This window comes from Bacillus sp. NH11B, from assembly GCF_001884205.1.
Lineage (GTDB): Bacteria > Bacillota > Bacilli > Bacillales > Bacillaceae_G > Bacillus_A > Bacillus_A proteolyticus.
In genome coordinates, this window is sequence record NZ_MAOG01000132.1 from 83,338 (window position 1) to 108,086 (window position 24,749).

General features: G+C 34.9%; 25 protein-coding genes, 2 pseudogenes and 1 riboswitch. Of the genes and pseudogenes, 15 read left to right on the top strand and 12 right to left on the bottom strand.

Annotated elements, in window-relative coordinates; all coding sequences use genetic code 11:
- The first annotated feature begins 12 nt into the window (after positions 1-12).
- Together BAU27_RS24890 and BAU27_RS24895 are read left to right on the top strand one after the other, a co-directional pair.
- Complete coding sequence (locus tag BAU27_RS24890; protein ID WP_071772298.1) at positions 13-651, top strand: VanZ family protein; 639 nt, start codon at positions 13-15, stop codon at positions 649-651.
- 142 nt (positions 652-793) lie between these two features.
- Positions 794-1,429 carry a hypothetical protein gene (locus BAU27_RS24895; protein ID WP_071772299.1) on the top strand — a complete coding sequence of 212 codons (636 nt, stop codon included), beginning with the start codon at positions 794-796 and terminating at the stop codon, positions 1,427-1,429.
- Positions 1,430-1,673: 244 nt separating this feature from the next.
- Here BAU27_RS24895 and BAU27_RS24900 read toward each other — a convergent pair whose 3' ends face one another.
- The 3 genes from BAU27_RS24900 to dhaS form a co-directional block, all read right to left on the bottom strand.
- Complete coding sequence (locus BAU27_RS24900; RefSeq protein WP_000505688.1) at positions 1,674-1,775, bottom strand: YjcZ family sporulation protein; 102 nt, start codon at positions 1,773-1,775, stop codon at positions 1,674-1,676.
- 294 nt (positions 1,776-2,069) lie between these two features.
- Positions 2,070-3,068: a DhaKLM operon coactivator DhaQ gene (gene dhaQ, locus BAU27_RS24905; RefSeq protein ID WP_071772300.1), complete on the bottom strand. Its 999-nt coding sequence runs from the start codon at positions 3,066-3,068 to the stop codon at positions 2,070-2,072.
- 19 nt (positions 3,069-3,087) lie between these two features.
- Positions 3,088-3,654: a dihydroxyacetone kinase transcriptional activator DhaS gene (gene dhaS, locus BAU27_RS24910; RefSeq protein WP_071747911.1), complete on the bottom strand. Its 567-nt coding sequence runs from the start codon at positions 3,652-3,654 to the stop codon at positions 3,088-3,090.
- Positions 3,655-3,832: 178 nt separating this feature from the next.
- Here dhaS and dhaK point away from each other — a divergent pair, with 178 nt between their 5' ends.
- Positions 3,833-5,584, top strand: coding sequence for a dihydroxyacetone kinase subunit DhaK (dhaK, locus tag BAU27_RS24915; protein WP_071772301.1), 1,752 nt, complete (start codon positions 3,833-3,835; stop codon positions 5,582-5,584).
- A 56-nt stretch (positions 5,585-5,640) separates the two neighbouring features.
- Here the strand turns inward: dhaK and BAU27_RS24920 are convergent, their stop codons facing one another.
- A complete protein-coding gene (locus tag BAU27_RS24920) occupies positions 5,641-6,192 on the bottom strand; it encodes a hypothetical protein (protein ID WP_071772302.1) in 552 nt (183 codons plus the stop codon).
- A 322-nt stretch (positions 6,193-6,514) separates the two neighbouring features.
- Here BAU27_RS24920 and BAU27_RS32030 point away from each other — a divergent pair, with 322 nt between their 5' ends.
- Positions 6,515-6,769: a hypothetical protein gene (locus BAU27_RS32030; protein ID WP_071772303.1), complete on the top strand. Its 255-nt coding sequence runs from the start codon at positions 6,515-6,517 to the stop codon at positions 6,767-6,769.
- Here BAU27_RS32030 and BAU27_RS24930 read toward each other — a convergent pair.
- Positions 6,767-6,946, bottom strand: a pseudogene (locus BAU27_RS24930) (CPBP family intramembrane glutamate endopeptidase); the annotation flags it as partial. The gene BAU27_RS32030 and the pseudogene BAU27_RS24930 overlap by 3 nt on opposite strands.
- Positions 6,947-7,213: 267 nt before the next feature.
- Here BAU27_RS24930 and BAU27_RS24935 point away from each other — a divergent pair.
- Both BAU27_RS24935 and BAU27_RS24940 read left to right on the top strand, forming a co-directional pair.
- Positions 7,214-7,597 (top strand): DUF3796 domain-containing protein, encoded by a 384-nt coding sequence (locus BAU27_RS24935; RefSeq protein WP_002144055.1) that lies wholly within the window; start codon positions 7,214-7,216, stop codon positions 7,595-7,597.
- Positions 7,566-7,766, top strand: coding sequence for a helix-turn-helix transcriptional regulator (locus BAU27_RS24940; RefSeq protein WP_000172689.1), 201 nt, complete (start codon positions 7,566-7,568; stop codon positions 7,764-7,766). The genes BAU27_RS24935 and BAU27_RS24940 overlap by 32 nt, the downstream gene beginning before the upstream one ends.
- A gap of 334 nt (positions 7,767-8,100) precedes the next feature.
- Here the strand turns inward: BAU27_RS24940 and BAU27_RS24945 are convergent, their stop codons facing one another.
- Positions 8,101-8,307 (bottom strand): hypothetical protein, encoded by a 207-nt coding sequence (locus BAU27_RS24945; RefSeq protein ID WP_071772304.1) that lies wholly within the window; start codon positions 8,305-8,307, stop codon positions 8,101-8,103.
- Between the two features lie 257 nt (positions 8,308-8,564).
- A riboswitch (SAM riboswitch) is annotated at positions 8,565-8,671 on the top strand.
- An 82-nt stretch (positions 8,672-8,753) separates the two neighbouring features.
- Between BAU27_RS24945 and BAU27_RS24950 the strand changes: the two genes are divergently transcribed.
- The 3 genes from BAU27_RS24950 (at position 8,754) to BAU27_RS24960 (ending at position 13,579) form a co-directional block, all read left to right on the top strand.
- The gene (locus tag BAU27_RS24950; protein WP_071772305.1) at positions 8,754-9,812 is read left to right on the top strand and encodes an LLM class flavin-dependent oxidoreductase; all 1,059 of its coding nucleotides are present in this window, start codon (positions 8,754-8,756) and stop codon (positions 9,810-9,812) included.
- Positions 9,805-10,761 (top strand): ATP-grasp domain-containing protein, encoded by a 957-nt coding sequence (locus BAU27_RS24955; RefSeq protein ID WP_071772306.1) that lies wholly within the window; start codon positions 9,805-9,807, stop codon positions 10,759-10,761. The genes BAU27_RS24950 and BAU27_RS24955 overlap by 8 nt, the downstream gene beginning before the upstream one ends.
- 427 nt (positions 10,762-11,188) lie before the next feature.
- The gene (locus BAU27_RS24960; protein ID WP_083596157.1) at positions 11,189-13,579 is read left to right on the top strand and encodes an immune inhibitor A domain-containing protein; all 2,391 of its coding nucleotides are present in this window, start codon (positions 11,189-11,191) and stop codon (positions 13,577-13,579) included.
- A 245-nt stretch (positions 13,580-13,824) separates the two neighbouring features.
- Here BAU27_RS24960 and BAU27_RS24965 read toward each other — a convergent pair whose 3' ends face one another.
- The 3 genes and pseudogenes from BAU27_RS24965 to BAU27_RS24970 all read right to left on the bottom strand — a co-directional run bounded on the left by BAU27_RS24965 (position 13,825) and on the right by BAU27_RS24970 (position 15,631).
- Positions 13,825-14,655: a VanW family protein gene (locus BAU27_RS24965; protein ID WP_071747903.1), complete on the bottom strand. Its 831-nt coding sequence runs from the start codon at positions 14,653-14,655 to the stop codon at positions 13,825-13,827.
- Positions 14,656-15,008: 353 nt separating this feature from the next.
- Positions 15,009-15,101, bottom strand: a pseudogene (locus tag BAU27_RS33635) (IS6 family transposase); the annotation flags it as partial.
- Complete coding sequence (locus BAU27_RS24970; protein ID WP_071747902.1) at positions 15,101-15,631, bottom strand: cysteine hydrolase family protein; 531 nt, start codon at positions 15,629-15,631, stop codon at positions 15,101-15,103. The pseudogene BAU27_RS33635 and the gene BAU27_RS24970, both read right to left, overlap by 1 nt.
- Before the next feature lie 584 nt (positions 15,632-16,215).
- On the opposite strand from BAU27_RS24970, the gene BAU27_RS24975 reads away from it, so the two are divergent.
- The 5 genes from BAU27_RS24975 (at position 16,216) to BAU27_RS24995 (ending at position 21,284) form a co-directional block, all read left to right on the top strand.
- Entirely contained in the window at positions 16,216-17,955 is a 1,740-nt protein-coding gene (locus BAU27_RS24975) for an S-layer homology domain-containing protein (RefSeq protein WP_071747901.1), read from the top strand.
- 136 nt (positions 17,956-18,091) lie between these two features.
- Positions 18,092-18,406: a PadR family transcriptional regulator gene (locus BAU27_RS24980; protein ID WP_001078071.1), complete on the top strand. Its 315-nt coding sequence runs from the start codon at positions 18,092-18,094 to the stop codon at positions 18,404-18,406.
- A gap of 16 nt (positions 18,407-18,422) precedes the next feature.
- Positions 18,423-19,034: a DUF2812 domain-containing protein gene (locus tag BAU27_RS24985; protein WP_071772308.1), complete on the top strand. Its 612-nt coding sequence runs from the start codon at positions 18,423-18,425 to the stop codon at positions 19,032-19,034.
- A 476-nt stretch (positions 19,035-19,510) separates the two neighbouring features.
- Complete coding sequence (locus BAU27_RS24990; protein WP_071772309.1) at positions 19,511-20,419, top strand: alpha/beta fold hydrolase; 909 nt, start codon at positions 19,511-19,513, stop codon at positions 20,417-20,419.
- Between the two features lie 268 nt (positions 20,420-20,687).
- Positions 20,688-21,284, top strand: a complete 597-nt coding sequence (locus BAU27_RS24995; protein WP_071747897.1) for a hypothetical protein — start codon at positions 20,688-20,690, stop codon at positions 21,282-21,284.
- Between the two features lie 229 nt (positions 21,285-21,513).
- Here BAU27_RS24995 and BAU27_RS25000 read toward each other — a convergent pair whose 3' ends face one another.
- Positions 21,514-21,975 carry a hypothetical protein gene (locus tag BAU27_RS25000; RefSeq protein ID WP_071772310.1) on the bottom strand — a complete coding sequence of 154 codons (462 nt, stop codon included), beginning with the start codon at positions 21,973-21,975 and terminating at the stop codon, positions 21,514-21,516.
- Between the two features lie 204 nt (positions 21,976-22,179).
- On the opposite strand from BAU27_RS25000, the gene BAU27_RS25005 reads away from it, so the two are divergent.
- Positions 22,180-22,491: a YbjQ family protein gene (locus BAU27_RS25005; protein WP_071747895.1), complete on the top strand. Its 312-nt coding sequence runs from the start codon at positions 22,180-22,182 to the stop codon at positions 22,489-22,491.
- A 637-nt stretch (positions 22,492-23,128) separates the two neighbouring features.
- Here the strand turns inward: BAU27_RS25005 and BAU27_RS25010 are convergent.
- Positions 23,129-23,434 carry a hypothetical protein gene (locus tag BAU27_RS25010; RefSeq protein ID WP_071747894.1) on the bottom strand — a complete coding sequence of 102 codons (306 nt, stop codon included), beginning with the start codon at positions 23,432-23,434 and terminating at the stop codon, positions 23,129-23,131.
- Positions 23,435-23,551: 117 nt separating this feature from the next.
- Positions 23,552-24,544, bottom strand: coding sequence for a zinc-dependent alcohol dehydrogenase family protein (locus tag BAU27_RS25015; protein WP_071772311.1), 993 nt, complete (start codon positions 24,542-24,544; stop codon positions 23,552-23,554).
- Positions 24,545-24,749: the final 205 nt, after the last annotated feature.

Below are 24,749 nucleotides of genomic sequence, written 5' to 3' on the forward strand. Positions count from 1 at the left end.
AGGGGATTCTACATGCATACAGGAGTTTTGATTAGTTATTTGTACACTTATTTTTTTACTATTATTTTTTGTATTATGTTTCAAATTGGAGTTTATTTTAAAGCGAAAAACAATATATCTATTCGGCATTTTCTATGGGTGTATGTTTTTCTATTCTACCTTTCGTTAGTGTATAGGGTGACGCAAATCGCGACTGTATGGGATATAAGTAGATATGAAACGTGGATTCGTGTAAATCAAATTAATTTGACTCTATTTGATACGGCAGGTAGTACTACGTATCTTTTGAACATTTTACTGTTTATGCCGTTGGGTTTTTTATTACCGACTATTTGGCCGCATTTTAGAAAAATGAAAAACACCGTATGTGCGGGATTCTTTTTTTCATTGGCAATTGAGTTAAATCAATTATTAAATAATAGAATTACAGATATTGATGATTTATTTACGAATACCCTCGGGGCGATTGTTGGGTATTTATTATATAGAGCTTTATTTAAAACGATATTTAAAAGAGAGGAAAAAAAGCTTGATACCAATTCTTCTCTAGTTATAAAATACGAGGCTATTTTTTGTTTAGTGTGTTCATTTGTAGGTGCGATGTTAATTTATTATCCAGCTTTATTTGGAAGACCTGTCATCATTCAGTGAGGTGATTATGCTCTTGTGAGATATACTAGTTTATAAAAGGATTCAGTTCTCTAGGCTCAAACAAGGTAAAATGAGAATGGCTTATCCCTTTTTCTAACTTAACAGATACAGTTTATGTATTACATGATAGGTAGGTGTAAATGTGTTAAGTGTTCAATTATCTCAATACTTACTAAAAGAGTCTCAATCTGCTCTTCATACAGATGGAAAACGAGTGTATACGTTAAAAGATGAAGGGTTCTCACCGTATCCTATCTATTTAAATCACCCTATTATGATAGGAGTGGGGACGAATTGGAATCAGCATACAGGATTTGAAGAAATCATTAAAGGGTTTATAGGCACAAATAATAAATTTCCTATGTATATGCTATTTGAAACTTATTTGCGCGGTGACTTTATTGAAGGGTTTTTAGAAGAGAATAAATTCCCGTTTGAGCTGGTTTTTACTAATAAGAAAAGGGATACGAATTTTTTTAACGTGTTAATTACTAATAGTGATGATATAACTACACTTATGAAGTGTTTCTTCCAATCAGCACAAGATTCTCTCTATACGTTATTAAGTTATGCAGCGGACTGTAAGATTATCAGCAATAATACTGGTGAGATGGGATTAAAGGCTGACAGTTTCTATCCAAGCTTTTCATTTATGTATGATGCGCAAGAATTATTTATTATTGGTGGGGAAGAAAAGTGGTCAGATATCCATTATATAAAAAGATTTTTCCATCTTGAGCAGATTACAGATGAGCTAACTATTGATGTAAGAAAATGAATTTAATGATGATGGGTGTTTGAATTATATAAGTTTTGAACCTAAGGAATTAAAGTTAGTTGAGCAACTTTGTGTAGCGGAAGGATTATTTGTATTTCACACTAAAGACTGAAAGTGATAACGTGTTGTGTAAATAACTAATTTGGATGACTTGAATGTGTAAACCTAAAAACTTTCCTTTATGGAGAGATTTTTTATTATAAAGAAAAGACACCCATATAAGAGTGTCTTTTCCAATAGTTTTTTAGCAGAAGCAAGAAGCTCCAACAATGATCAATAAAATAAACAATACAACTAGTAAAGCAAAGCCGCCGCCACAACTACTGCAACTACCACCAAATCCCATAATAGTTCCTCCTTTAATAAGAGGGGAAAACAAGGGGTCACTCATGTATTTTAACGGATTCAAATTACTTTATGTTTTTTACGCAATAATTGAGCAGGTCCTTTTGAAAATAAAGAAAAGACACCTTAAGGTGTCTTCCTACAACTTGATAACCGTATTTCGAAACTAGTGGATAAATTGCAAATAGTATTTATGCTTCGATTTATTTACAGATACCTAAGATTTATACATCCTTCATATAAGTCAGTATTTTTGATTACTAAACGTTCAATCATCATAATTTTTCGTTTATTGTTACCAACTACTCGCTCCAACATCCGTCTTCAACCACTTCACCCAATCAGAATCCTCTATCTTAAGCAAACTGAGCGAAACACCCTTCATATCTAAAGAGGTTAGCAGTGTACCGACTTTTACGAACTTTACATGTAAGCCTTCCAGCTCACATAAACGGCGGATGTCGTTTGCGAAAATGTATTGTTCCATTAACGGTGTCGCACCGAGTCCATTAATGAGGATGGCGAAGTTGTCGCCTTTTCTCCAGCGGTAAATGCTTTTTAGTTTATTCATTAGTTCGATCGCTAATATTTCAGAAGAGGATAGTGCTTCTTTACGATAACCTTTTTCGCCGTGGATACCAACGCCGTAAAATACTTCATCGTCGTTTAGTGAAAATGAAGCTTTTCCTTTCACCGGGTCATTTGCAGATGAAAGGGCGACTCCTAATGTGTGTAAGTTTTCGGTGATAGAATGGCCGAGTGCAGTCAGTTCTTCTAAAGAATGCCCGTGGGGAGCGGCCGCACCAAGTATTTTTTGAACGAAAACGGTGCCAGCGACGCCGCGTCTTCTTTTATTAAAGGAAGCATCATCTTCAATTGAAACGTCGTCATTTACGATGATGTGGTCAATTTTTCTTCCTTCTTCTTTAGCGATTTGTTTTGCCGCTAAAAAGTTTGCTACGTCATCTTTAAAGTTTTTGATGATGAATAAAATACTTTTATCCTTTGGCATGAGGCGAGTTGCCGCTAAAATTTGTTCCACTGTAGGTGGGGTGAAGATACTTCCGTTTACTGCCGCTGTAAGCATTCCTTTTCCTACATAACCAATATCGGCAGGTTCATGTCCGCTTCCACCGCCGCTTATAATGACAACGTTTTGTTTCAGTTTTTCGATATCTTTTACATAAATGATGTTATTCGTTTCGTCGTAATTTACTTTGTCGTTATGTTCAAAATAAAAGCCCTGCAGCATATCTTGAACGATATTTTGTACATCATTCATAATCTTTTTCATTGCTTTTGCCACCCTTTAATTACTTTGCTGATTGCTCCAGTAATAGTAGTAATTGATTGTTTATCATATTTTTCATGAGAGAAGACATAATGGAAGGATCTACTTCGCATTTACTTTCAATCCAATCTTTTATCGTTCCAACGAAGCCGTGACTATAAAAGGAAGCAATCGTATTTTTCGTTTCAATAGAAAGAGTGAATTTACAGCTCACGGATAGTTCATCAATAATTTTCATATATAAGTTTTTCGTATGCTCAAATAAATAGTGATTAAACGAGTTTTGTTCAATGACTTTAAAAGCATTTCGATAAAATTTTTGATTTTCATAAAAATAATCAAATAATAAATCAAAAATGTTTTCCCATGTTTCATAGTCGAGAAAGTCGATAATGTTTTCTTTCGTTTCTTCTCTATAAATCCAGCTTAATAGTTCAAATTTATCTTTAAAATGATAGTAAAAAGTTTGCCTACGCATTTGACAGTGTAACATAATATCGCTCACTGATATTTTATGAAAGGACTCTGTTTCCATTAAATACTTCAATGAGTTCGCGATTATCTTTTTAGAAATTATAGAAGAGGTCATCTGAATCATCCCTAGAATGTTAGTAATATAAAAATCCTATTCAAAAATGAGAGCGGTGTCTTTAGACAGATTGTCCATTTTGTCCGTTTACTATAAAACGCTTTCATTTTAACATGAGTAGTAAGAAGAAGATTTCAAATATATCACAATATATTAAAGGAATTGAGGGAGAATCACAATGAAAAAGATTATAAACAAACCAGAAACATTAGTAATGGAAATGTGCAACGGAATGGTGATGGCTCATCCAGAGCTTGAGCTTTTGAAAAAATATAAAGTAATTAAAAAGAAAGAAATGAACGAAAACAAAGTAACGTTAATTAGTGGCGGCGGTAGTGGTCATGAGCCAGCACATGCAGGTCTAGTCGGAAAAGGAATGTTAGATGCGGCAGTATGCGGAGATGTGTTTGCTTCTCCTTCGCAAATTCAGGTATATCAAGCAATTAAAGAAACAGCTAGTAAAAAAGGTACGTTATTAATTATTAAAAATTACAGCGGCGATATTATGAATTTCAAAAACGGTGCGCATTTAGCGACTGAAGATGGAATTGAAGTCGACTACGTAAAAGTAGACGATGATATTGCGGTAGAAGATAGTCTTTATACAGTAGGACGCCGCGGCGTTGCAGGGGTCATTTTAGTTCATAAAATTGCCGGTGCAGCAGCGGAAGAAGGTATGGATTTAGGAGCGGTGAAAGCTGTAGCAGAAAAAGCAGCAGCTAACGTGCGCACAATCGGTTTAGCGTTAACTTCTTGTACAGTTCCAGCAAGTGGATCACCTACTTTTACACTTGCGGAAGACGAAATGGAATACGGCGTAGGTATTCACGGCGAACCAGGAATTAAGCGTGAAAAAACGATGTCAGCTGATGAATTAGCTAACCGTATGACAAATGATTTAATAAAAGATTTAGGAGTAAAAGATGGCGAGGAAATCGCGCTTCTAGTAAATGGTTTTGGCGGTACACCACTGCAAGAACTTTACTTATTTAACAATGCAGTTACGAGAGAATTAGCTGCTAGAAACATTAAAATTAATAGAGTATTCGTCGGTAACTATATGACGAGTATTGATATGGCTGGTATGTCTTTAACAGTAATGAAGTTAGATGATGAGCTAAAAACATTACTATCGAAAGAATGTAATACACCTGCATTTAAAGTAGATGGACCAGTTGAGAGTGTAGAGTACGTGAATGTACTTGAAGATGTAGAAGAGAAGGAAGTTTCCTTCGAAATAGAAACAGCGGAAGAGCACGCTGTGATTAAAGACAATGTCATTACATTAAACAACATGATTTATCTCGTTGATAAAATGAGCGACATTATTATTAAAAATGAAGTACCATTCTGTGAGTTAGATACGCATGCTGGTGACGGCGACTTCGGAATGAGTGTTGCAAAAGGATTTAAGCAATTAAAACGTGAGTGGCATTCTATTGTAGAACAAGAAAATGTAACGATCGGATCATTCCTTGACGGTTGTTCAATGATTATTATGGAACATTGCGGCGGCGCATCTGGTCCAATTTGGGGCGGTGCATTCCGCGCAGCTAGTAAAGCAGCAGGCGAAAAACGTGAGCTAACAGCCAAAGAGTTCGCTGAAATGTTACAAGCAGCACTTAACGGCATACAATCTATCGGTGAAAGATCGTTCGGTAGAGGAGCGGTAGTTGGTGACAAAACGCTTGTTGACGCACTTGCTCCATGTGTAGACTCTTGGTTAGACAGTGCTTCAAACGGAGTAGACGTGAAAACTGCCTTTGAAAAAGGAGCAGAAGCAGCGGTTAAAGGAGCTGAGTATACGAAAGAAATCGTAGCTCGCATGGGCCGCGCTGGTACAGTTGGCGAAAGAAGCTTAGGCTATCCAGATGCAGGTGCACATGCGCTTGGAGTTATCTTTACGGAGATTGCGGGTAGTTTGAAATAGGAATTAGAAAGTCCCTCTGCCTTAAGGTAGAGGGACTTTTATATTGTATTTTAGACTTAGTTTTTTTGTGATTGCAGCTTATCAATTTTCCAGTTTGTTTCTAGAGATTCTAAAGAGCTTTCAATATAAAACATATATTCATCTGCGATACCTGGTATTTTAAAAGCTATTTTCAATTCTACCGTTTCATTTGGTTTAACTTGTATATCAGAAGGGTTTTGGTCAAGGACCTTTCCTTCATAGACCTTTCCGTCTTTCTCATCTTTTAAGTTATATTTTAATTCTGATAGTCCAATCATTTGACCTCGTACATTTTTTACAGAGACATTAACAACGACGGAATCGTTGCTAGCATTTAAATGTGCACTTTGAACGGTGGTCAAGTAATAGCCTCCTTTAACACTCTCACCAACTAATAAAATACCTTGTTCCAAGCGGCTCATATCTTCTTTTTCTTCAAAATTTATTAATTCTTCATTTTCATTTTTTGCGGTTGGTTCTTCTATTGGACCATTTTCAACGACACTATCTTTTTTATCTTGTGTGCAAGCAGCTGTAATACTGACTAATACTAGAATTAAAGTAAGTAATATGGATAATTTCCTCATAAAATGTATATGCCTCCTTAAGTTTCTCAATTTTGTGCAGCTATACATATTATAAAGCGATTCTATTAAGATTAACATAATATCTCATTATTGGCTCAAAATAGGGGTTCTTTTAGACACCTTATTCTTTTTACTTTTAATATACATTCGATTGGTTCCCTTCCATATTTTTTACGGTACTTGTTAATCTTTTGAATCATTGGCTTAGTAATACCGAGGGTAATTATGGATATATTAATCACATAATCTGTCCCTATCAAAATGAACGTTTTTTGCATTTAATATATTGTAAGTATATTTTATTTTGAAAGGATGTGATTATATGGCTCATAAATCTACTGGAGTGTTTCGAGTTCCAGTTTCTGAAAATGGGATTATTCCAACTGCTCTCAACATTATGTTAAACAATGATTCACGCTGCCATACTAGTAATGTAACGGTAACCGTTAAGAGAAGTCGAAACACTTTTTTTCAAGAATCTATTGGATTAATAGTTTTAATGTTAGTTGTTAATGAGTATAGAAAAATTTATCATGCAATGAAAAATGAGAAATCAATAATTATAAAAAAATTATAGAAACACAAAAGCAAAGGTGGAAAACCAAGCTGATATACAAAGCATTACATCAAAAATCCAAGTTGGAAAATCTAATAACTTTGTAATTCCAACGAGAAGAAAAAGTGGCCAAAAAATAATGTTGGTTCGTAATATAAAACTTACCACCGGCTTTTTCAGTCTTTTATCTTCAGTCATATATAATCCCAACTTAAGCTGAATTTTTAACATACAATAATGTACCTATTCAGCGCATTAGCACAATACACAGAAGCTTCTTTCAAAATATTACTTAGTCAATTAATAAAATAAACTTTTAACAGCTTATTTACATAAAATTCGAAAGCGGAAGTTAAAAGTATTGGTTTGAAACAAAGATATACCGTTTCAATTCCTTTTTATTTCGCTCTTTATGTGATATATTTATCGCATAAAGAGCGAAATATATCACAAAGGAGATCTTATATGAAGAATAAATTAGCTTACTTAGGGTTTATTGGCTTTTTAGGTTTTTTGGCACCTTTCTCATTTTTAAGTGAAAATTCGTTTTCGCCTCACTACTATTTCCTTTTCTTTTTCTTTTTTTTATACGCAAAAGTTATACCAGATGAGCTTTTTATATTGCATGTTCGTATCGCCGCTACAAGGGCATTTTTTGTAACACTAGTATTTGGTAGTATATTACTCTTAAGTGTTTCTATTTTTGAAAATGTACATGTAATTCGTTTATTTTTTGCACTTTCAATTTTAATACCGTTAGGAACTTTTCTAATTAATTTAGAAATATTTGAACGTAGAGAAAAGAAAGGGATGCAGGATGACGTTGATTACTCGGATGAAAGAATATAGGGTAAAGTTAAATATGTCCCAAGGAGATTTAGCTAATAAGGTTGGAGTTAGAAGAGAAACAATTGGTAATCTCGAAAACGGAAAATATAACCCTTCATTAAAATTGGCTTACGATATTGCAAAAGTTTTAAAAGCACCTATTGAAGTGTTATTTTGGTTTGAAGACTAGTTTAATTCTAGTACAAGTGAATACAAGAGAAAAAATGATGAATGTTCTATTCATGCTCGGTTAACATAACGTCTCATTATCGGTAGCAAGAAAAAGGCGAATCCCTACTTTCAAAAGGAATTCGCCTTTTTCTTTTTCTATAACTCTATTCATCTTTTTATAAATTCCTATCCTGGCGTGGTTTTAAGGTTCTTGTTTGTTACTGAATGAGTCGAAAAACTGTATGAAATCTTGCATACTCTTAGCGTGGTTATTTTCCAAAATGCTGGCGGTATCCCATTTATAGGTTATGAGGAATGGTTTTTTTGTACTATTATCTATTCTTAAATATATTTTATTCTTTGAATTTATCAGGTTTTTCAACTCTAAATGATTTCACCTCACCGCACTCTAAACAGAATGTGGTTAATAGTTTGGAGTTTCTCCCACCTGAAAAGAACTTACTCGGTGTATCCTCATAAACATACGCATGATAAGCACTTCCAACTCGTCCCTCTTTAAAGTTAGTAGAACCACAATTCTCGCATCTTTTATTTTTCATGTTATTTATCCCTCTTTTGGTTCGTATTTATTTTGATGTGTTTTTACAATAGAAGCAAGGCAAATTGGTTATAAATGATGTTTTCGACATGATACAACATACCCCTTTATATATCCGCAAGTAAAACAACATAATACTCCTATAATTCTCTATAACAATATGGTTTTTTATATATCATTTAATGTGTATCGGAAAAATAAGTATTAAATGATTGATTTTTATTATTCTGCTGATTATAATAAATAAAAATCAAACAATTCTTATGTTGAGAAGTGGAGGGACGGGCCCTATGAAACTTCGGCAACCTCGTTTTAGACGAAAGGTGCCAAATCCTGCAGGTGAAGAAACATCTGAAAGATAAGAGCGGTTTACTTAGTCAAGAAGGCTACTCTTATTTCGATAAGAGTAGCTTTTTTTATGGCTAAAAGGTAAAGGGGGAATATGTAGTGGAGTATGGTTTTTGGTTGCCGATTTTTGGGGGATGGCTTCGAAATGTAGATGATGAATCTATGCCGCCTACGTTTGAGTATGCAAAACAAACAGCGCAAGCGGCAGAACAATTAGGTTTTTCAACAACTCTTATTGCAGAATTAAACTTAAATGATATAAAAGGTGTTTCAGCACCAAGTTTAGAAGCATGGACAACTGCGGCAGCACTTGCTGCAGTAACGGATAGATTAGAGATTATGACAGCTGTAAGACCTGGCTTCCATAATCCAGCGGTTACAGCGAAAATGGCAGCGAATATCGATCAATTAAGTAATGGTCGTTTTACATTGAATGTAGTTTCAGCATGGTGGGAAGAAGAAGCGAGACAGTATGGTGGGGTATTTACTGCACATGATGAAAGGTATGATCGCACAGAGGAATTTGTAACAGTTTTGAAAGAGCTTTGGAAAGAAGAAGCGTTTTCTTATAAAGGGAACTTTTATGAGCTTCATAATACACATTTAAGTCCAAAACCTGTGCAGAAACAAGGAATTAAGATTTATGCAGGTGGTGAGAGTGAGCGAGGAAAAGAGGTAATTGTAAACCACGCGGATGCATATGTGATGCATGGAGGAACAGTGGAAGAGGTGTCTGTGAAAATAGAAGATATGAAGAATCGTAGAAAGAAAGTAACAGAGGAGCCATTGCAGTCATTCGGACTCGCGGCTTACGTCATTTGTCGTGATACAGAAGAAGAGGCATTAGAGGAATGGAGACGCATAACGGATGTGAAAGATGATGCTTTAGGTTATGCGGGTTACCAAGATTTTATTAGTAAATCGCATTTGGAACAGCAAGTAAAGCTAAATGATTATTCTGTATCCAATCGTGGGTTACGTCCTAATCTAATCGGAACACCAGAACAAATTGCAGAAAGGATACTTGCTTTTGAAAAAGTAGGTGTTACGTTATTACTTTTACAATTTTCTCCACAGCTTGAAGAGATGAAACGATTTTCTGAAAAAGTGATGCCATTAGTTGAGTTGAAAAGAAAGGAATTGATTACAAATGAGTAAAATTTACATATTACATGAGAATAAGGAATGGACGGATCATTTGGTGAAAAGGTTGGAAGAACTGGAGTTACCGTATGAGGAATGGTTTTTAGATGAAGGAACACTTTCGTTAGAAAAAGAACCTCCCCAAGGTGTTTTTTATAGCCGTATGAGTGCTTCTTCACATACGAGAGGGCATCGATATGCACCTGAGTTGACTGAAGGAGTCCTTGCTTGGTTAGAGGGATACGGGCGAACAGTATTTAATGGGTCTCGTGCATTACGTCTTGAAGTAAGTAAATTGAATCAATATGCAGCATTAAGAAATTTTGGGATACAAGTGCCGAAAACGATTGGTGCTGTTGGCCGTGATAATATAGTAAAAGCAGCAAAGGAGTTAGGGGAAGTACCGTTCATTACAAAGCATAACCGTGCAGGTAAAGGCCTTGGTGTTCAACTTTTTCATTCTATTGATGCTTTAGAACAATATTTGGATGGTCCGACGTTTGAAGAACCTATTGATGGAATTACTTTAATACAGCAGTATATTGAAGCGCCAGAACCATATATTACACGTTGTGAATTTGTAGGCGGTCAGTTTGTATATGCAGTTAAAGTAGATACATCAGAAGGATTTGAGCTTTGCCCAGCAGATGCGTGCTCTATTCATGATGCTTTTTGCCCAGTAGGAGAAGAGAGTAAGAAAGAGTCGTCAACAAAATTTGAAATTATATCGGACTTCCAAGAGCCAATCATTGAACACTACAAAGAATTTTTGAAAGAAAATGAAATTACCGTTGCTGGTATTGAATTTATTCGCAGTTCGGATGGAACAATTTATACGTATGATATTAATACAAACACAAACTATAATTCTGATGCAGAGTCTGTAGCTAATCAATTTGGTATGTTTGAGCTTGCTAAATTCCTTGGAATAGAATTAGAAAAACAAGTAGAGTCAGTTAAATAATGTTGATTAAAAAATAAGGTTCTGGTACAAACCTTTGCTAAATTAATAGTATCAGTATGTCCAAGTTTAAGAGAGTACTTACAAGGTTTTTAGAGTTTTTGCACCAGCAAGAAAAGTATCAGTTTATATTAAAAAAACAGCCCAAGTTCGAATAAGAAACTTGGGCTGTTTGTATGTTGTATTTTCTTTCCTAGCACTACTCCATCGAATCAAGATAAAAGAACGAGTGATTCCATTGTATGGTTATGTGCAAAACATAAACTAGTAGAAGTTTTGTATTTTTTTATCCTACGTATCCCACCCTGCACGAAAAAATATTTCTCAACATTTTATTTGTTGAAAAAGATTGAATATTCTCTATAAAGAGAATATTATGTTTCTATCGGCAAAAAAAACGATAATTCGCAGACACTGGGGAGGAAATGCATTGAAAAAGAATAAGAAGTTAAAACCATTATCAGTTTTAGCAACAGCGGCAGTACTAAGTAGTAGTTTTGCTTTTGGAAGTCATGCAGCTTATGCTGAGACACCAACAACATCATCTCTACCAATAGATGAGCATTTAATACCGGAGGAGCGTTTGGCAGAAGCGCTAAAACAACGAGGCGTAATTGATCAATCTGCATCACAAGCTGAGACGTCAAAGGCTGTCGAAAAATATGTTGAGAAAAAGAAAGGGGAAAACCCTGGGAAAGAAGTCTTGACAGGAGATAGTCTTACGCAAGAAGCTTCTGATTTTATGAAAAAAGTAAAAGATTCAAAAATGAAGGAAAATGAACAGGCGCAGCAGTCAGCAGTAGGGCCAGTAGCTGGACAAGGTGCAGCATTGAATTCTAGTAAATTAAATGGAAAAGTCCCTACTGCACCAGCGAAGCAAGAAGAGTACAATGGTGCTGTTCGAAAAGATAAAGTACTTGTTTTACTCGTAGAATTTAGCGATTTTAAGCATAACAATATTGATCAAGAGCCAGGATACATGTATTCTAAGGACTTTAATCGTGAACATTATCAAAAAATGTTATTTGGTGATGAACCATTTACTCTATTTGATGGATCGAAGATTAATACATTTAAACAATATTATGAAGAACAATCTGGTGGTAGCTACACAGTTGATGGTACTGTAACGGAATGGCTTACTGTTCCAGGAAAAGCTTCAGATTATGGTGCGGATGCGGGAACTGGACATGATAACAAAGGTCCTTTAGGGCCACGTGATCTTGTGAAAGAAGCATTAAAAGCAGCGGTAGCAAAAGGAATCAATTTAGCAGACTATGATCAATTTGATCAATACGATCAAAATGGTGATGGAAATAAAAACGAGCCAGATGGTATTATTGATCATTTAATGGTTGTACATGCGGGCGTTGGTCAAGAAGCTGGCGGCGGTAAGTTGAAAGATGATGCGATTTGGTCTCATCGTTCAAAACTTGGATCAAAACCATATGCGATTGATGGCACAAAATCTTCTGTTTCAAATTGGGGCGGAAAAATGGCCGCATACGACTATACAATCGAGCCTGAAGATGGAGCGGTTGGTGTATTTGCACATGAGTATGGTCATGATTTAGGATTACCAGATGAATACGATACGAAGTACTCAGGACAAGGTGAACCTGTTGAGTCATGGTCTATTATGAGCGGCGGTAGCTGGGCTGGAAAAATTGCAGGAACAGAGCCAACAAGTTTCTCACCACAAAATAAAGAGTTTTTCCAAAAAAATATGAATGGTAACTGGGCGAATATCGTTGAGTTAGATTATGATAAACTTCGCACGGGAATTGGTGCTGCAACATATTTAGATCAAAGTGTTACAAAATCAAAACGACCAGGAATCGTTCGTGTTAACTTGCCAGACAAAGATATAAAAAATATCGAATCGGCATTTGGTAAGAAGTTTTATTACAGTACAAAAGGAAATGACATTCATACAACACTTGAGACACCAGTATTTGACTTAACAAATGCAACGAATGCTAAGTTCGATTATAAGACATTCTACGAACTTGAAGCGAAGTATGATTTCCTTGACGTATATGCGATTGCAGAAGATGGAACGAAGACACGTATTGATAGAATTGGCGAAAAAGATGTAAAAGGCGGTATGGATACAACTGATGGTAAGTGGGTTGATAAATCATACGATTTAAGCAAATTCAAAGGGAAAAAAGTAAAACTGCAATTTGAGTATTTAACAGATATTGCAGTAGCTTATAAAGGATTTGCGTTAGATAATGCTGCATTAACTGTAGATGGAAAAGTTGTTTTCTCAGATGATGCAGAAGGCCAGCCAGCAATGACATTAAAAGGATTTACTGTATCTAACGGATTTGAACAGAAAAAAAATAACTACTATGTAGAGTGGAGAAATTACGCTGGTTCTGACACGGCATTACAACATGCGCGTGGCCCAGTGTTTAATACAGGAATGGTTGTATGGTATGCGGATCAAAGCTTTACAGATAACTGGGTAGGTGTTCATCCAGGTGAAGGATTCTTAGGAGTAGTAGATTCTCATCCAGAGGCAATCGTAGGTACATTAAATGGACAACCGACTGTGAAGAGCAGTACGCGTTATCAAATTGCTGATGCGGCATTCTCATTTGATCAAACGCCAGCATGGAGAGTAGATTCGCCAACTCGCGGTATCTTTGACTATAAAGGATTACCAGGCGTTGCAAAATTTGATGACTCTAAGCAGTACATCAACAGTGCAATTCCAGATGCAGGACGTAAGTTGCCGAAACTAGGATTGAAGTTTGAAGTAGTAGGTCAAGCTGAAGACAAGTCTGCAGGTGCAGTTTGGATTCATCGATAGAATAAGGTGAAACTAAGAGGAGCTGTCTTATAAGTCGGTGAAACCGAATTATGGACAGCTCTCTTTTTATTGTGGAAACGGGGCAGTTTAGTTTAGGAACCAGTTTGTTGGAAAGAAAGATATAAAATTCATTTTCAATAAAAACGAAAAAGTTATGTTGCAAAAAGGAATGGGCCTATTAATTATATGAAGAAAGGCATGTATTGTGTTATTAGACAAAAATACTTGATACACGAATGTTACCGTCACTCGCTTTCCTCATTATTATAAGCTAATAGTGGTTCGTACATCATTATAGCGTGATTCTCCGTTACATATTGGTCTTCTATAAACTGTTTCTGTTGATTATATACTCTACGTTGAATAACATTATGTCGTATATAACCACCCCAGTATGCAGATTGGATTGAGTGTTCTTTTTCATAAACTTCATATTGATAAAGCTGCGGATAGGCAACTCTCCATTCACCGACTAAATGTTTATCTGTAATATAAAGGTGAAGTTGATACGATTGGTCCGTTTCATTTTTGATTTGTAAATCTAAATAGTTATAAGAACAAGTTGCTCCGCTTCCAAATGGTTGAGTACGCTTGGAATCAGGAAAGACATCAAAACTATGACGATATCGCTCTGTTACTGTCAATGGTGTATGTAAGGTCATCCAATATATTAAATTTGAAAGCTGACAAAGTCCTCCTCCAATACCTGCTTGAAAAGATCCATAGTGCAGTATCATACCTTCTACATACCCTTTTCTCCTCGTAGGCTTACCTATTAAACGCCAGTAAGAGAATGTTTCTCCCGGTCTAATGACGATACCATTTAGTTGTTTAATAGCAATCTTCAAATTAACAACTTTATTTTGTTGATACCACATATCTACATCTTTGAGCTTACGAAGTAGTATCGTTCGGTGCTGAATCGCTGTATAGGGTAACTTTTCTTGTTGAAAAGTTTTTGCATATGTTTTTCCGTCTACTAACCACTGAATGTACCTCTTTGTAGAGTAATACCATGTCCCTAGTAGAATGCGATACTTAGACCGCTGTTTAGGACGTAAGTTCACTAAATTCATTTTATTTCCTCTCTCCATCAATAAGTTGTACTTTTTTAGCTGCATAATAATTAACATAGATAGATAAAAGACGCAAAAGAACAGGATAATTAATCTAATGGGGACTTTCTTTTTTCCATTTTCAAATTGCTTATAGTGATGTGAAAATCCGCTTCAATACGATAAATTCAAATAACACATTATAAATATAAAGGACAATCTTAAAAAAAAAATAATGAAAATTAAAGAAATTCTAAAGTATTAATATGTTTTTACTAAATATTGATTGATAATAAGTTGTTTTTTGAGACTTTACTAGGCTCTGTTGCAATGCTTCTTAGTAAATAAAAAGTTAAGTTAATTACAATGAAAGATTATGCAACTCTTAGTAATTGCTGTAATTCATTGTACGTCGAAAAACCGCAGTCTAGTCCCTGACTGCGGTTTCGTTTATATAGAGATGGAATCAAAATTCTATACTTTCGGAATTTTTCACACAAGCAAACCATTGACCTATTATCTCGTTATGATGCTCAATAATTTGAGACGCCGATAATAATGTAGAGTTATATGTACTATGTCCATTCTTTACAAGAGTAACGTCATATCCTAAGCTGTATGCACGCCGGCATGTTGCATCTATGCAAATTTCAGATTGAATTCCTGCTATAACAACTCGTTTTATATTTCTCATTTCTAGCTCTTGTTGAAGACTCGTTTTATGAAAAGAATCCGGATGATTCTTTTCAAGAACGACATCTCCTGTTGCTGGAGCAATTGATTTATGAATTTCCCATCCAGGTGTCCCTTGTCTAAGCGAAGAACCAGACTTCCCGTTAAACTTCATATAAAAAATAGGGGCTGAAGCAGAACGGGCTTTAGAAATCAATAATTGAATAACTCTTAATAATTCCATTCCATTATATAGGACTTTTCTCTCTTCGAATGAACCTACCTGTACATCAATAATAAGGAATGCTGTACAGCTTTTCATCATAAATACCCTCCTAATACTTGGTTCAAAAATACAAAAGTGAAATATATGCAAACTACAATGCTATGCACATTTAATGTATCCAAAAGTTCCAAAGAATATTGCATGGAGGTATGAAGTGGATGCAAATAATTACAATTAGTAAAAACTGTTTTAAATAAAGGACATGAAATTGGCAATCATACAATGAATTATGTTAAAAGGTATGTTCTCAGGATTCTATTGCGATTTTAATGGGGATAGCATTGTTTTTATAGGCTACATTTTAGCGGAATAAAAGCTCAAAAAGCGATATGTATATTAACAATGTTACATTAGTATTTTTCTTTTTATTTATCCCGCTATTTGCGGGCTGATAATCAGTGGGGGATGAACAAAACCCCCACTGATTAAAGTTTCACTTTATATACTCGCAAGTAAACTAGCATAATATTAATACGAAAGAATATAGTAATATGAGTTTTTGCATATTTTAAAATTTAATATATCCTCCGAAAAGTTTTAATTGTATAATGTGTTTTGTCATATTCTTTTAGATTTTTCGACAAAAAATAACAAAAATAGAAGACGTATTGGGAGAATGCATTATGTACATAAAACTATTAAAATCAATTACATCATTATCGCTTATTGGTGGTGCTTTATTATATACAAATGGCAGTGATGTGAAAGCTGCTGAAGCGGGCGTTTTTTCTGATGTACCAGCATCGCACTGGTCCTATCCTGCGATTAAAGATTTAGCGGGTAAAAATATTATTTCAGGTTATGGAAATGGAAAATTTGGTTTTGGTGATGTTGCGACGAGGGAACAAGTTGCAGCTTTAATTTATCGTGTGTTAGTACCGAATAAGCAAGGTGGTACGTTTAGTAATGATGGTGCCCGTTATGTATTAAAAGATGGGTCTACTTTAAATAATCCGTATCGTGATATTAGCTCAGGTTCTACAATGTTTCCAGAAGAGGTTTTAACGTTAACGAAATTGGGGATTTTTAAAGGTGATGGAAATGGCGGTTTTAGACCGAAAGATTCTGTTAGCCGCGCAGAAATGGCGCAAATTATTAAAAATGCGTTCCAAGTTTCAGCTAAACAAAAACATACATTTAATGATGTTCCAAATGGATTTTGGGCAGAAAACGCGATTAGTGCGGTGCAGTCAAACGGGATTGCATCTGGTACAGGAGACGGGAAATTTGAGCCGGCTAAAACGGTAACGCGTGAACAGTATGCACAGTTTTTATATAATGCATTGAAATATAAAAAGCCTGAAGTTGCGGTGCAAGATACAGAAGATACGGCATTATTAACAGCATTTAAAGATGAAGTGCAAAAGCGTATTAATGCGTACGAAACGAATATTACACTTCCATATAAAACGAAAAATAGTAATCAGGAAGAAGTAATGAAGACACTTTTTAACGCCTATAAAGAAGTTGCAAGTAAAAATGAGTATACAAATTATAATAGATCGAATGTTTCATATGGAATTTCTGGATCACCTGGAAATTACACATTTACGTTAAAGATTACATATCGTGAAACGAAAGAACAAACGGAATATGTAATGAAGCAAGCGAAGGCAATCGTTTCTTCTATTACTCAAGTTGGAATGGATGATCACGAAAAAGTGAAGGCGATTCATGATTATGTAGTAAAGCATGTTTCTTACGATACGTCTTATAAGGCTTACACAGCATATGAGGCACTCGCGAATCGTTCTGCCGTTTGCCAAGGTTACACACTATTAACCTATCAATTATTAAAAGAAGCTGGAATTGAGAATCATTTTGTAGTAGGAACTGGAGACGGTCAGCCTCATGCTTGGAATTTAGTGAAAATCGATAGTAAGTGGTACCATCTTGATACAACATTTGATGATCCAGTGCCAGATGTACAAGGCCGCGTAACGTATTCATATTTCAACTTATCAGATGAGCAAATTGCGAAGAATCACGTGTGGAACCGAGGGGATTATCCGCAAGCTACTACAAATTATTATGATACACTGACGAGTAAAATTGTAGGGGGAAACTCTAAATCAGCTGTGTACCAACAAATGTTGAAAGATACAAAGTTAAGTTATTTAGGGAATGAATACATCGCAAATAGCTATAATGAATTAAAAAGTAAAATGCAGCAGCGCTATAGTGCAAAGCCAGAGAAGATTGAGGTTCTTTATAAGCAATCAATGGACGGTTCACTGCAAGATGTGAAAAAGGCGATTGGAGAAATCGGTTATCCACAAGGATCAAACCGTGTTTCGTATAAAGCAGAGCCGTATAATGCAAAAGAAGGGTATTCTTTGGTGACGATTACGTTTATGTATTAAAAAAACCTAGATCCTATGGGGTCTAGGTTTTTTTTTATACCTTAATTTGACATATACAGTCTGACTGTATAAAATGAAACTATACAGTTAAACTATATAGTTTAGCTATATATTTATCGTTACATTGGAGGTCTTTATGAATAGAGATAAAAATTTACCATTAACGGAAACAACGTATTACGTTCTTTTAGCTTTATTAGAGCCAGCTCATGGATATTTAATTATGCAAAAGGTGGAGGAACTTAGTAATCATCAAGTGAAAATCGCGGCGGGTACATTATATGGTGCGGTTGAAAATTTATTAAAGCAACAATTAATAGAGTCGGTAAAAAGTGAAGATAAACGAAGAAAAGTGTATGTCATTACTGAACGCGGGAAAGAAGTATTGCATTTAGACTTTATGAGAATGCAGCATATTATTGGGGTTACAAAAAGCTTATTAAATGTATAGTTAGGGGGAAGCGATGATGTGGAGATTGAAATTCTTTTTAGACTTTGAGAAAGAGGAAAAATGGTTAGAAGAGAGGGCTTGGAAAGGCTATCAATTAAAAAGTAATACATTCGGTTATAAATTTAGAATCGCAGAACCGGAAGATGCGACAATTAAAATAGATCATAGAATATTTAATAGAAGAAAAGACTTTATTAATTACTGTACATTATTTGAAGATAGTGGCTGGAAGCATATAGCCGGTAATTGGTGGTCAGGCACGCAATATTTTAAAAAGGTAGATGAGGAAAGTGAAGATGACATTTTTTCAGATCAAATGTCACGAGCAGGGAAGTACAAGCGTCTATCTAAGACATTTCTAGAATTGGCGATATGTTATTTGCCGCTGTTAATCCTATTTACCTTTAATAATACAATTGATCTAGGAGCGATTTTAAATCCGAAAGGCCTATACTATACACCAGGATTATGGGATATGCACGGTGCAGCATTTTTAGGATCATTCTTATTTGAAACACCATTTGCATTAATGAGGGGCATTTCATGGTTGTTTATCCCAGCTGCGATTGGTATGTTTTTCTTTTTCTCATATAAAGCAAATCGATTGTATGAAGAGAGAAAATACTAGGAGGACCCCCTTAAAGCTGATGCTTTGAGGGGGATTTTTTGAATTTGTAAATGCTATACTTGGTTGTAATTAATATTAATTCCTTTTGTTGGTGTTTGAATGTGATATCATTTTGATAATAATATTCCTTAGGAGGGTGATTAACATTAATATACTTTTAGGTGTCATCACCGCTATTGTCCTCTTGTTAATCGCCGCATGGACTACAAAAAGACCTACTACAGACGACCGGCATAAATAAACTATTGTATTTCTCAATGAACAAAACAACTTAACATGGTAAAATAATATTTGGATGGGAGTCCAATATATATTATTAAAATTAAGATGGTTCAAGTCGGAGAAAGGCACCTTAGGGTGTCTTTTCTTTTTTCTAAATGAGAGTTTTGGCTTAAAGAAGATAAATTTTCAATGGATTATTGCCATGAATATATTGATAAAGTTCATCAATATATTTATAGAAAGGAGGAATTCCAATGAAGAGAGATGATAATAAGATTGGTCACTTTACATCTGAAAAAGGAAAGGAAGACTTTCAAATTGCCTACGATGAATCAATGGCACTTCTTCCAAAACCTAACGATACGAAAGATATAAAAACTAAATACGGCACAATTCGTGCTTATTACTTTACTAAAGAGGAAAACAAACATAAGGAGCCAATACTCTTACTCCCTGGGCGTGGTGCATCTACTCCAATGTGGGTACCCAATTTAGAAGGGCTAAGGGAGAAAAGGCCTGTTTACACGATAGATTTACTCGGTGAACCTGGAATGAGTGTGCAAACGAAGGTGATTGAAAACCAAAAACAACAAGCAGAATGGTTAAATGAAGTAATTGAAGGATTAGGTTTAGAAAAAGTGCATATCGTGGGTGTCTCAATTGGTGGTTGGACAACAATGAATTTGGCCAGATATAATCCAGAGCATATTGCTACGGCTAGTTTATTGGACCCAGTCTTTGTATTTACGCAAATGTCCATAAAGATGATTCTAGCATCTATTCCAGCTTCCGTCCCTATTGTACCTAAGTTTATAAGAGAAAAGATGTTGAGTTATGTTTCTGGAGGAGCAGAAACAAATGATGATGAGCCTATCGCTAAGTTAATCGAGTCGGGTATGCGTAACTATAAACTTAAAACGCCAGCACCTGATCTATTTAGTAAAGAAGACTTAAAAAATATCAATATTCCAATACTTGCATTAATGGCTGAAAAAAGTATAATGCACAATTCAGTAAAAGCAGTTGAAACTGGGAAAAAATACGTTAAAGATATCGATATAGTTAACTGGAAAAATGCATCTCACGCAATCAATGGTGAGTTCTCTAACGAAGTTAATGCTAGGATTCTTGATTTTGTAGAAAAATATTCTAATGACAACTAAGTTGAAAGTGGAAAATATGTTGTAATAACAACTTTATCTCTATATAGCTATTTAGGGGGATTTAGCTCGTTTTTCTATCGGTTATTGGAGTCTGTGTAGTAATGGAATATAAACGAAAATCCCCTTCAAATCCTTTGGAGGGGATTTTCTAAAATACTGGAGCTGCCCTTTATAAAAGTAATTATGAAAAATAATAAATATATCTAATGTATTATTAGATTTTCCTTATATTATATTATTGAGAATTTTATAAGGAGGTGAAAAAAGAATGGACGAGCATGTACAACCTCAACTTTCGCCACCATGGATCACATATTTTAACGAACTCAGAAATTCAATCGGAGCTGATCCGACTGTAACAGTAGGTCCGCTAATACCGACTGGTGGGAATTTTATTATTTTAGTACAAACTACGGATATTGAAAAAGCATTTGCATTAGCTACACTTCTTAAACCTACAGTGCAATTTGGCAATGTAACTGTAACTATTGTTGTTAGTGTTATTGGGGATGGAATTGTAAATCCAATTCCTTGTCCTTTAGACGCTTTTGAAATTGCACACCTTTTTCAAGTAGCTTTAGAAAACAACTTGTATTTTGAGCAAGTTGTTGTACAGCCACAGTTCCCAGGTGGATCTAATGTTGTTTTTCCAGTTTTTGCAGCAAAGGTAATTCAGTTTTTTAATGATGATATTTCCAATCTATGTCAAACATTCACAGAAGTCGCTGCAAAAGTTTTTCGTGATGTAATGAATGATACTATTTGTGGTATACCAATTTTATTTTCGACAAGTTGTATTACAAGTACTGAAATTAGTGAAGAAACGGTTCAAAATACAGATACAGACCCAAAATTGTTTTATTAATTTATAAAGACATTTTCAATTTAAGAAAATGTCTTTGTTGTTTTTTGAAGCTCGCCCCCTGGAGAACCAGTAAATATAGTAATTGATGTATTTCGACGTATAAAATCACCTATCTTCCAAGCGATAGATGGCTTCCCTGGTCCGGGTGTAGTAACTCCTCTTTGAACCATCTCAAGTTTGATAATAGGGGGTCTCGCCACATATCTATCAAGCTGAAAGGGATCTTTTTTTAGCTTTTAAAAAAATCCTTCATCATTTTAACGTCTTTAATATTCACCGTCACACCTTCTACTTTATCTTTCTCCTCATCTTTAGCGATCGTAATTTGTTCCTTATTATCAACCCACACAAGAAACTCTTCTTTTGAGTCATCTTTATGTGTAACGGTTATTGTAGAATGTACAGATGCTTTCTTTTTTTGATCTAGTGTGATTGTTTTCGGTGTTCCGTTTTGGACTGCTGAAGCGATTGATTGTATCATTTCCTCGTTATCTGTTTGAGATTTGGAACTAGTATTACTTGTTGTTTTAAGCATCTCAATGTTTGTAATGTCTGCAGAGTTTAATGGAATGGCATTTTTCGTATTTTCTTGCTTAGTTTTTGGAGTATTATTTGTAGTAGAAGTGCTTGTACAACCTATTAAAGTTAAAGATAGAACACTTAGAGCACATATGTAAGTGATTTTTTTCATTTTATCTCCTCCTCCAATTCAATTATAACAATATTCTATTAATTTAGGTAGTTATTGTAAGGGGAAGGTAAAATAATATGTTATTCTTACAAAATTGTCACATTCATGTAAGGTAATTCAATAGATTAGATACTTTTTCCATGTCATAATAAAGACATAAGAAAGCCAATCAAAAAACTATAAGTTATTAGGAGAGTGTCAGTCATGATTGTAACAACAACGTCTGGAATCCAAGGTAAAGAAATTATTGAGTATATTGATATTGTAAATGGTGAAGCTATTATGGGTGCAAATATTGTTCGTGATTTATTTGCTTCAGTTCGTGATGTTGTCGGTGGTCGTGCTGGTTCTTATGAAAGCAAGCTAAAAGAAGCTCGTGATATCGCGATGGATGAAATGAAAGAACTTGCAAGACAAAAAGGTGCGAATGCTATCGTTGGTATTGACGTAGATTACGAAGTTGTTCGTGATGGAATGTTAATGGTTGCTGTAAGTGGTACAGCTGTACGTATATAAGTAAATGAAAAACAGGCTCACCCCTTGAAGTTTATGCTTTGAGGGGATTTTTTTATTTTTCTTTCGTTCATGACTAAAGTTAAAATAGAGAAGGGCTGATGTACTAACTCGCTTATTTCAAATGTAGTATATATTCTTTTCAAAGAGAAAAGTAAGAAATATAGCAATCTTTATATATGTTTAATGAAAGTGTTAATTTTATAATAAAATTGTTATTTGAGGTAATGAGAGAATTAATGGTATGAATAACTTTAGAGGCGGTTAAGGGGAATTTCCAATTTGTAATAAAAAACGGAGGTACCGAAAACCTTTAAGAGAGTTTATAGAAATAAACGATTGAGCACTTAAAGAGTTATAGTACATAAAATTTATAATGCATTGGGGGTAGTTACATTATGTTTTGGTTAGGGTGCTTTTTAGGATACGTTTTAGGTTCCGTTATTACATGTGCTCTACTTTACTTTGGGTATAGATCCAATGAAAACAAAAAAGCGGATATGCAAAAGAGGGAGGAGAGAAAAATCAATAAAAAAGGTGTATAGGATGCGGAAGGTAAGGTGATAACATTGATGCAAAAATAAAGGACAGTTACATATTTTATATGATTACTATGTACTGTCCCGCTTATTCCTTTGGATTATGAAAAATCGTTTCCTGTCTTGCTATAAATTTCATAAGCAAAAAATCCAAATAAATAGCCTATTCCAGCTCCTAAACCAACTGTAAACAGTGAATGATCCGGGAAAAATATATCGACAATTATACCGATTAAACACCCCAAAAGCATTCCCATTGGTATTAAACTATCTAATAAAACTTGAGCGTTTTTTGATTTTTTCTTACCTAAGTTACCGTTGTTATATTTATGTTTAAGCCTTCCAATCACATATACTACAATTCCTCCAACTATTACAACAGGTGCAAGTGCTGTAATTAACCACATGCTAGAATCTCCTTTCACCTTTTAATAGAATTATACCAGATAATTACAATTGTATGCCGCTAAACGTACGGTCTAGTCTATTTAAAAGGTCAATCAAAAGGACTTCTTCAATTGTATTTAATAACTCGTCAAAAACACTTTTCCCTTTGTTTTTTCAGCAGACTGCACAACATCAACAGCATTTTTCACATCCGCTAAGTCATACGTAGAATGCACCGTCATAAAGCGTAATTGTTTATTTTCTACTAGGCGGATTAAGTGACGAAATGTCTCCTGCCATTTGTATGGTGACACGTCTTTATTCCAATGTCGTAAATGAAATATGTTAGCGTGGACTTTTGCTTTCGTAACAATCTCTGCCCAGTTTACTTGTATTCCAGATAGAAGACCGATAGTTAAAAAGTGTCCATTTGGACGTACACAAAATGCTAATTCATTTCCATCTGGTCCTCCAATAGAATCAATCGCAGCATCTGCACCGATTCCGTTTGTTAATTCCATAACGGTTTCATGTAGCGGGGTAGTGGAAGTATCTATCACATGATGGGCACCAAGTTGAAGCAATTCCTCTGTATGTTTACTATTTCTTGTCACTGCAATGAGTCGGAAATTTAAAATTTGCGATAACTGAGCAAAAAGATGACCAATAGCGGATCCACAAGCATTCACTAATAAAACATCATTACGTTGTAAGTTTAACGTTTCTGTACATGTAACCCACGCTGTAAGGGGATTAATATACATTTGTGCCGCTGTGAAATCATCAATGGAATCAGGTATAGGGACTACAAAGTCAGCTGATGTTGTAACAAATTCTTGCCAAGTACCTTCCCCTCGTAAAGGTAAAACACGTTTACCGATAAGGCCTTTAGAAACGAAAGAGCCAACATCTTCTACAATGCCAACACCTTCATAACCAGGTATATTAGGTAAAGAAATTCTATGTGCGTACGCTCCGGTTACTGGAATTAAGTCAGATGGATTAATCGGTCTAACTAGCATACGAACTAAAACTTCATTATCTTTTAATGGTTCTATATTTTTATATTCAACTTGTAATACATTTTTTGGGTTACCGAACTCATGAAATTGAATGTATTTTCCGTGCAAAATAATTGATCCCCCTTAGTGTGATTGGGTTTATTATAGCATTTTTAGTTTAATTGATTATTTCAGTAGCACTAAATAAAGAAGAGCAGACAGTCGTCGTTTATTCATTTAATAAAATCGTAGAAAATGGTATTGCTGTATATAAAAAATTTAATGAAAAATAGGCTCGCTTTATGTTTTGAGGGGACCTTTATTGTGCAAATAT

Bases quoted from the DNA above. Each gene is read 5' to 3' on its own strand.
- BAU27_RS24990 (WP_071772309.1), top strand. From the start codon at position 19,511: ATGAAGAGAGATGATAATAAGATTGGTCACTTTACATCTGAAAAAGGA.
- BAU27_RS24940 (WP_000172689.1), top strand. From the start codon at position 7,566: ATGACGTTGATTACTCGGATGAAAGAATATAGGGTAAAGTTAAATATG.
- BAU27_RS25005 (WP_071747895.1), top strand. From the start codon at position 22,180: ATGATTGTAACAACAACGTCTGGAATCCAAGGTAAAGAAATTATTGAG.
- BAU27_RS24995 (WP_071747897.1), top strand. From the start codon at position 20,688: ATGGACGAGCATGTACAACCTCAACTTTCGCCACCATGGATCACATAT.
- dhaS (WP_071747911.1), bottom strand. From the start codon at position 3,654: ATGACCTCTTCTATAATTTCTAAAAAGATAATCGCGAACTCATTGAAG.
- BAU27_RS24935 (WP_002144055.1), top strand. From the start codon at position 7,214: ATGAAGAATAAATTAGCTTACTTAGGGTTTATTGGCTTTTTAGGTTTT.
- BAU27_RS24970 (WP_071747902.1), bottom strand. From the start codon at position 15,631: ATGATGAAAAGCTGTACAGCATTCCTTATTATTGATGTACAGGTAGGT.
- BAU27_RS24890 (WP_071772298.1), top strand. From the start codon at position 13: ATGCATACAGGAGTTTTGATTAGTTATTTGTACACTTATTTTTTTACT.
- dhaK (WP_071772301.1), top strand. From the start codon at position 3,833: ATGAAAAAGATTATAAACAAACCAGAAACATTAGTAATGGAAATGTGC.
- BAU27_RS24965 (WP_071747903.1), bottom strand. From the start codon at position 14,655: ATGAATTTAGTGAACTTACGTCCTAAACAGCGGTCTAAGTATCGCATT.
- dhaQ (WP_071772300.1), bottom strand. From the start codon at position 3,068: ATGAAAAAGATTATGAATGATGTACAAAATATCGTTCAAGATATGCTG.
- BAU27_RS24955 (WP_071772306.1), top strand. From the start codon at position 9,805: ATGAGTAAAATTTACATATTACATGAGAATAAGGAATGGACGGATCAT.
- BAU27_RS24985 (WP_071772308.1), top strand. From the start codon at position 18,423: ATGTGGAGATTGAAATTCTTTTTAGACTTTGAGAAAGAGGAAAAATGG.
- BAU27_RS32030 (WP_071772303.1), top strand. From the start codon at position 6,515: ATGGCTCATAAATCTACTGGAGTGTTTCGAGTTCCAGTTTCTGAAAAT.
- BAU27_RS24900 (WP_000505688.1), bottom strand. From the start codon at position 1,775: ATGGGATTTGGTGGTAGTTGCAGTAGTTGTGGCGGCGGCTTTGCTTTA.
- BAU27_RS24980 (WP_001078071.1), top strand. From the start codon at position 18,092: ATGAATAGAGATAAAAATTTACCATTAACGGAAACAACGTATTACGTT.
- BAU27_RS25010 (WP_071747894.1), bottom strand. From the start codon at position 23,434: ATGTGGTTAATTACAGCACTTGCACCTGTTGTAATAGTTGGAGGAATT.
- BAU27_RS24975 (WP_071747901.1), top strand. From the start codon at position 16,216: ATGTACATAAAACTATTAAAATCAATTACATCATTATCGCTTATTGGT.
- BAU27_RS24945 (WP_071772304.1), bottom strand. From the start codon at position 8,307: ATGAAAAATAAAAGATGCGAGAATTGTGGTTCTACTAACTTTAAAGAG.
- BAU27_RS24920 (WP_071772302.1), bottom strand. From the start codon at position 6,192: ATGAGGAAATTATCCATATTACTTACTTTAATTCTAGTATTAGTCAGT.
- BAU27_RS25000 (WP_071772310.1), bottom strand. From the start codon at position 21,975: ATGAAAAAAATCACTTACATATGTGCTCTAAGTGTTCTATCTTTAACT.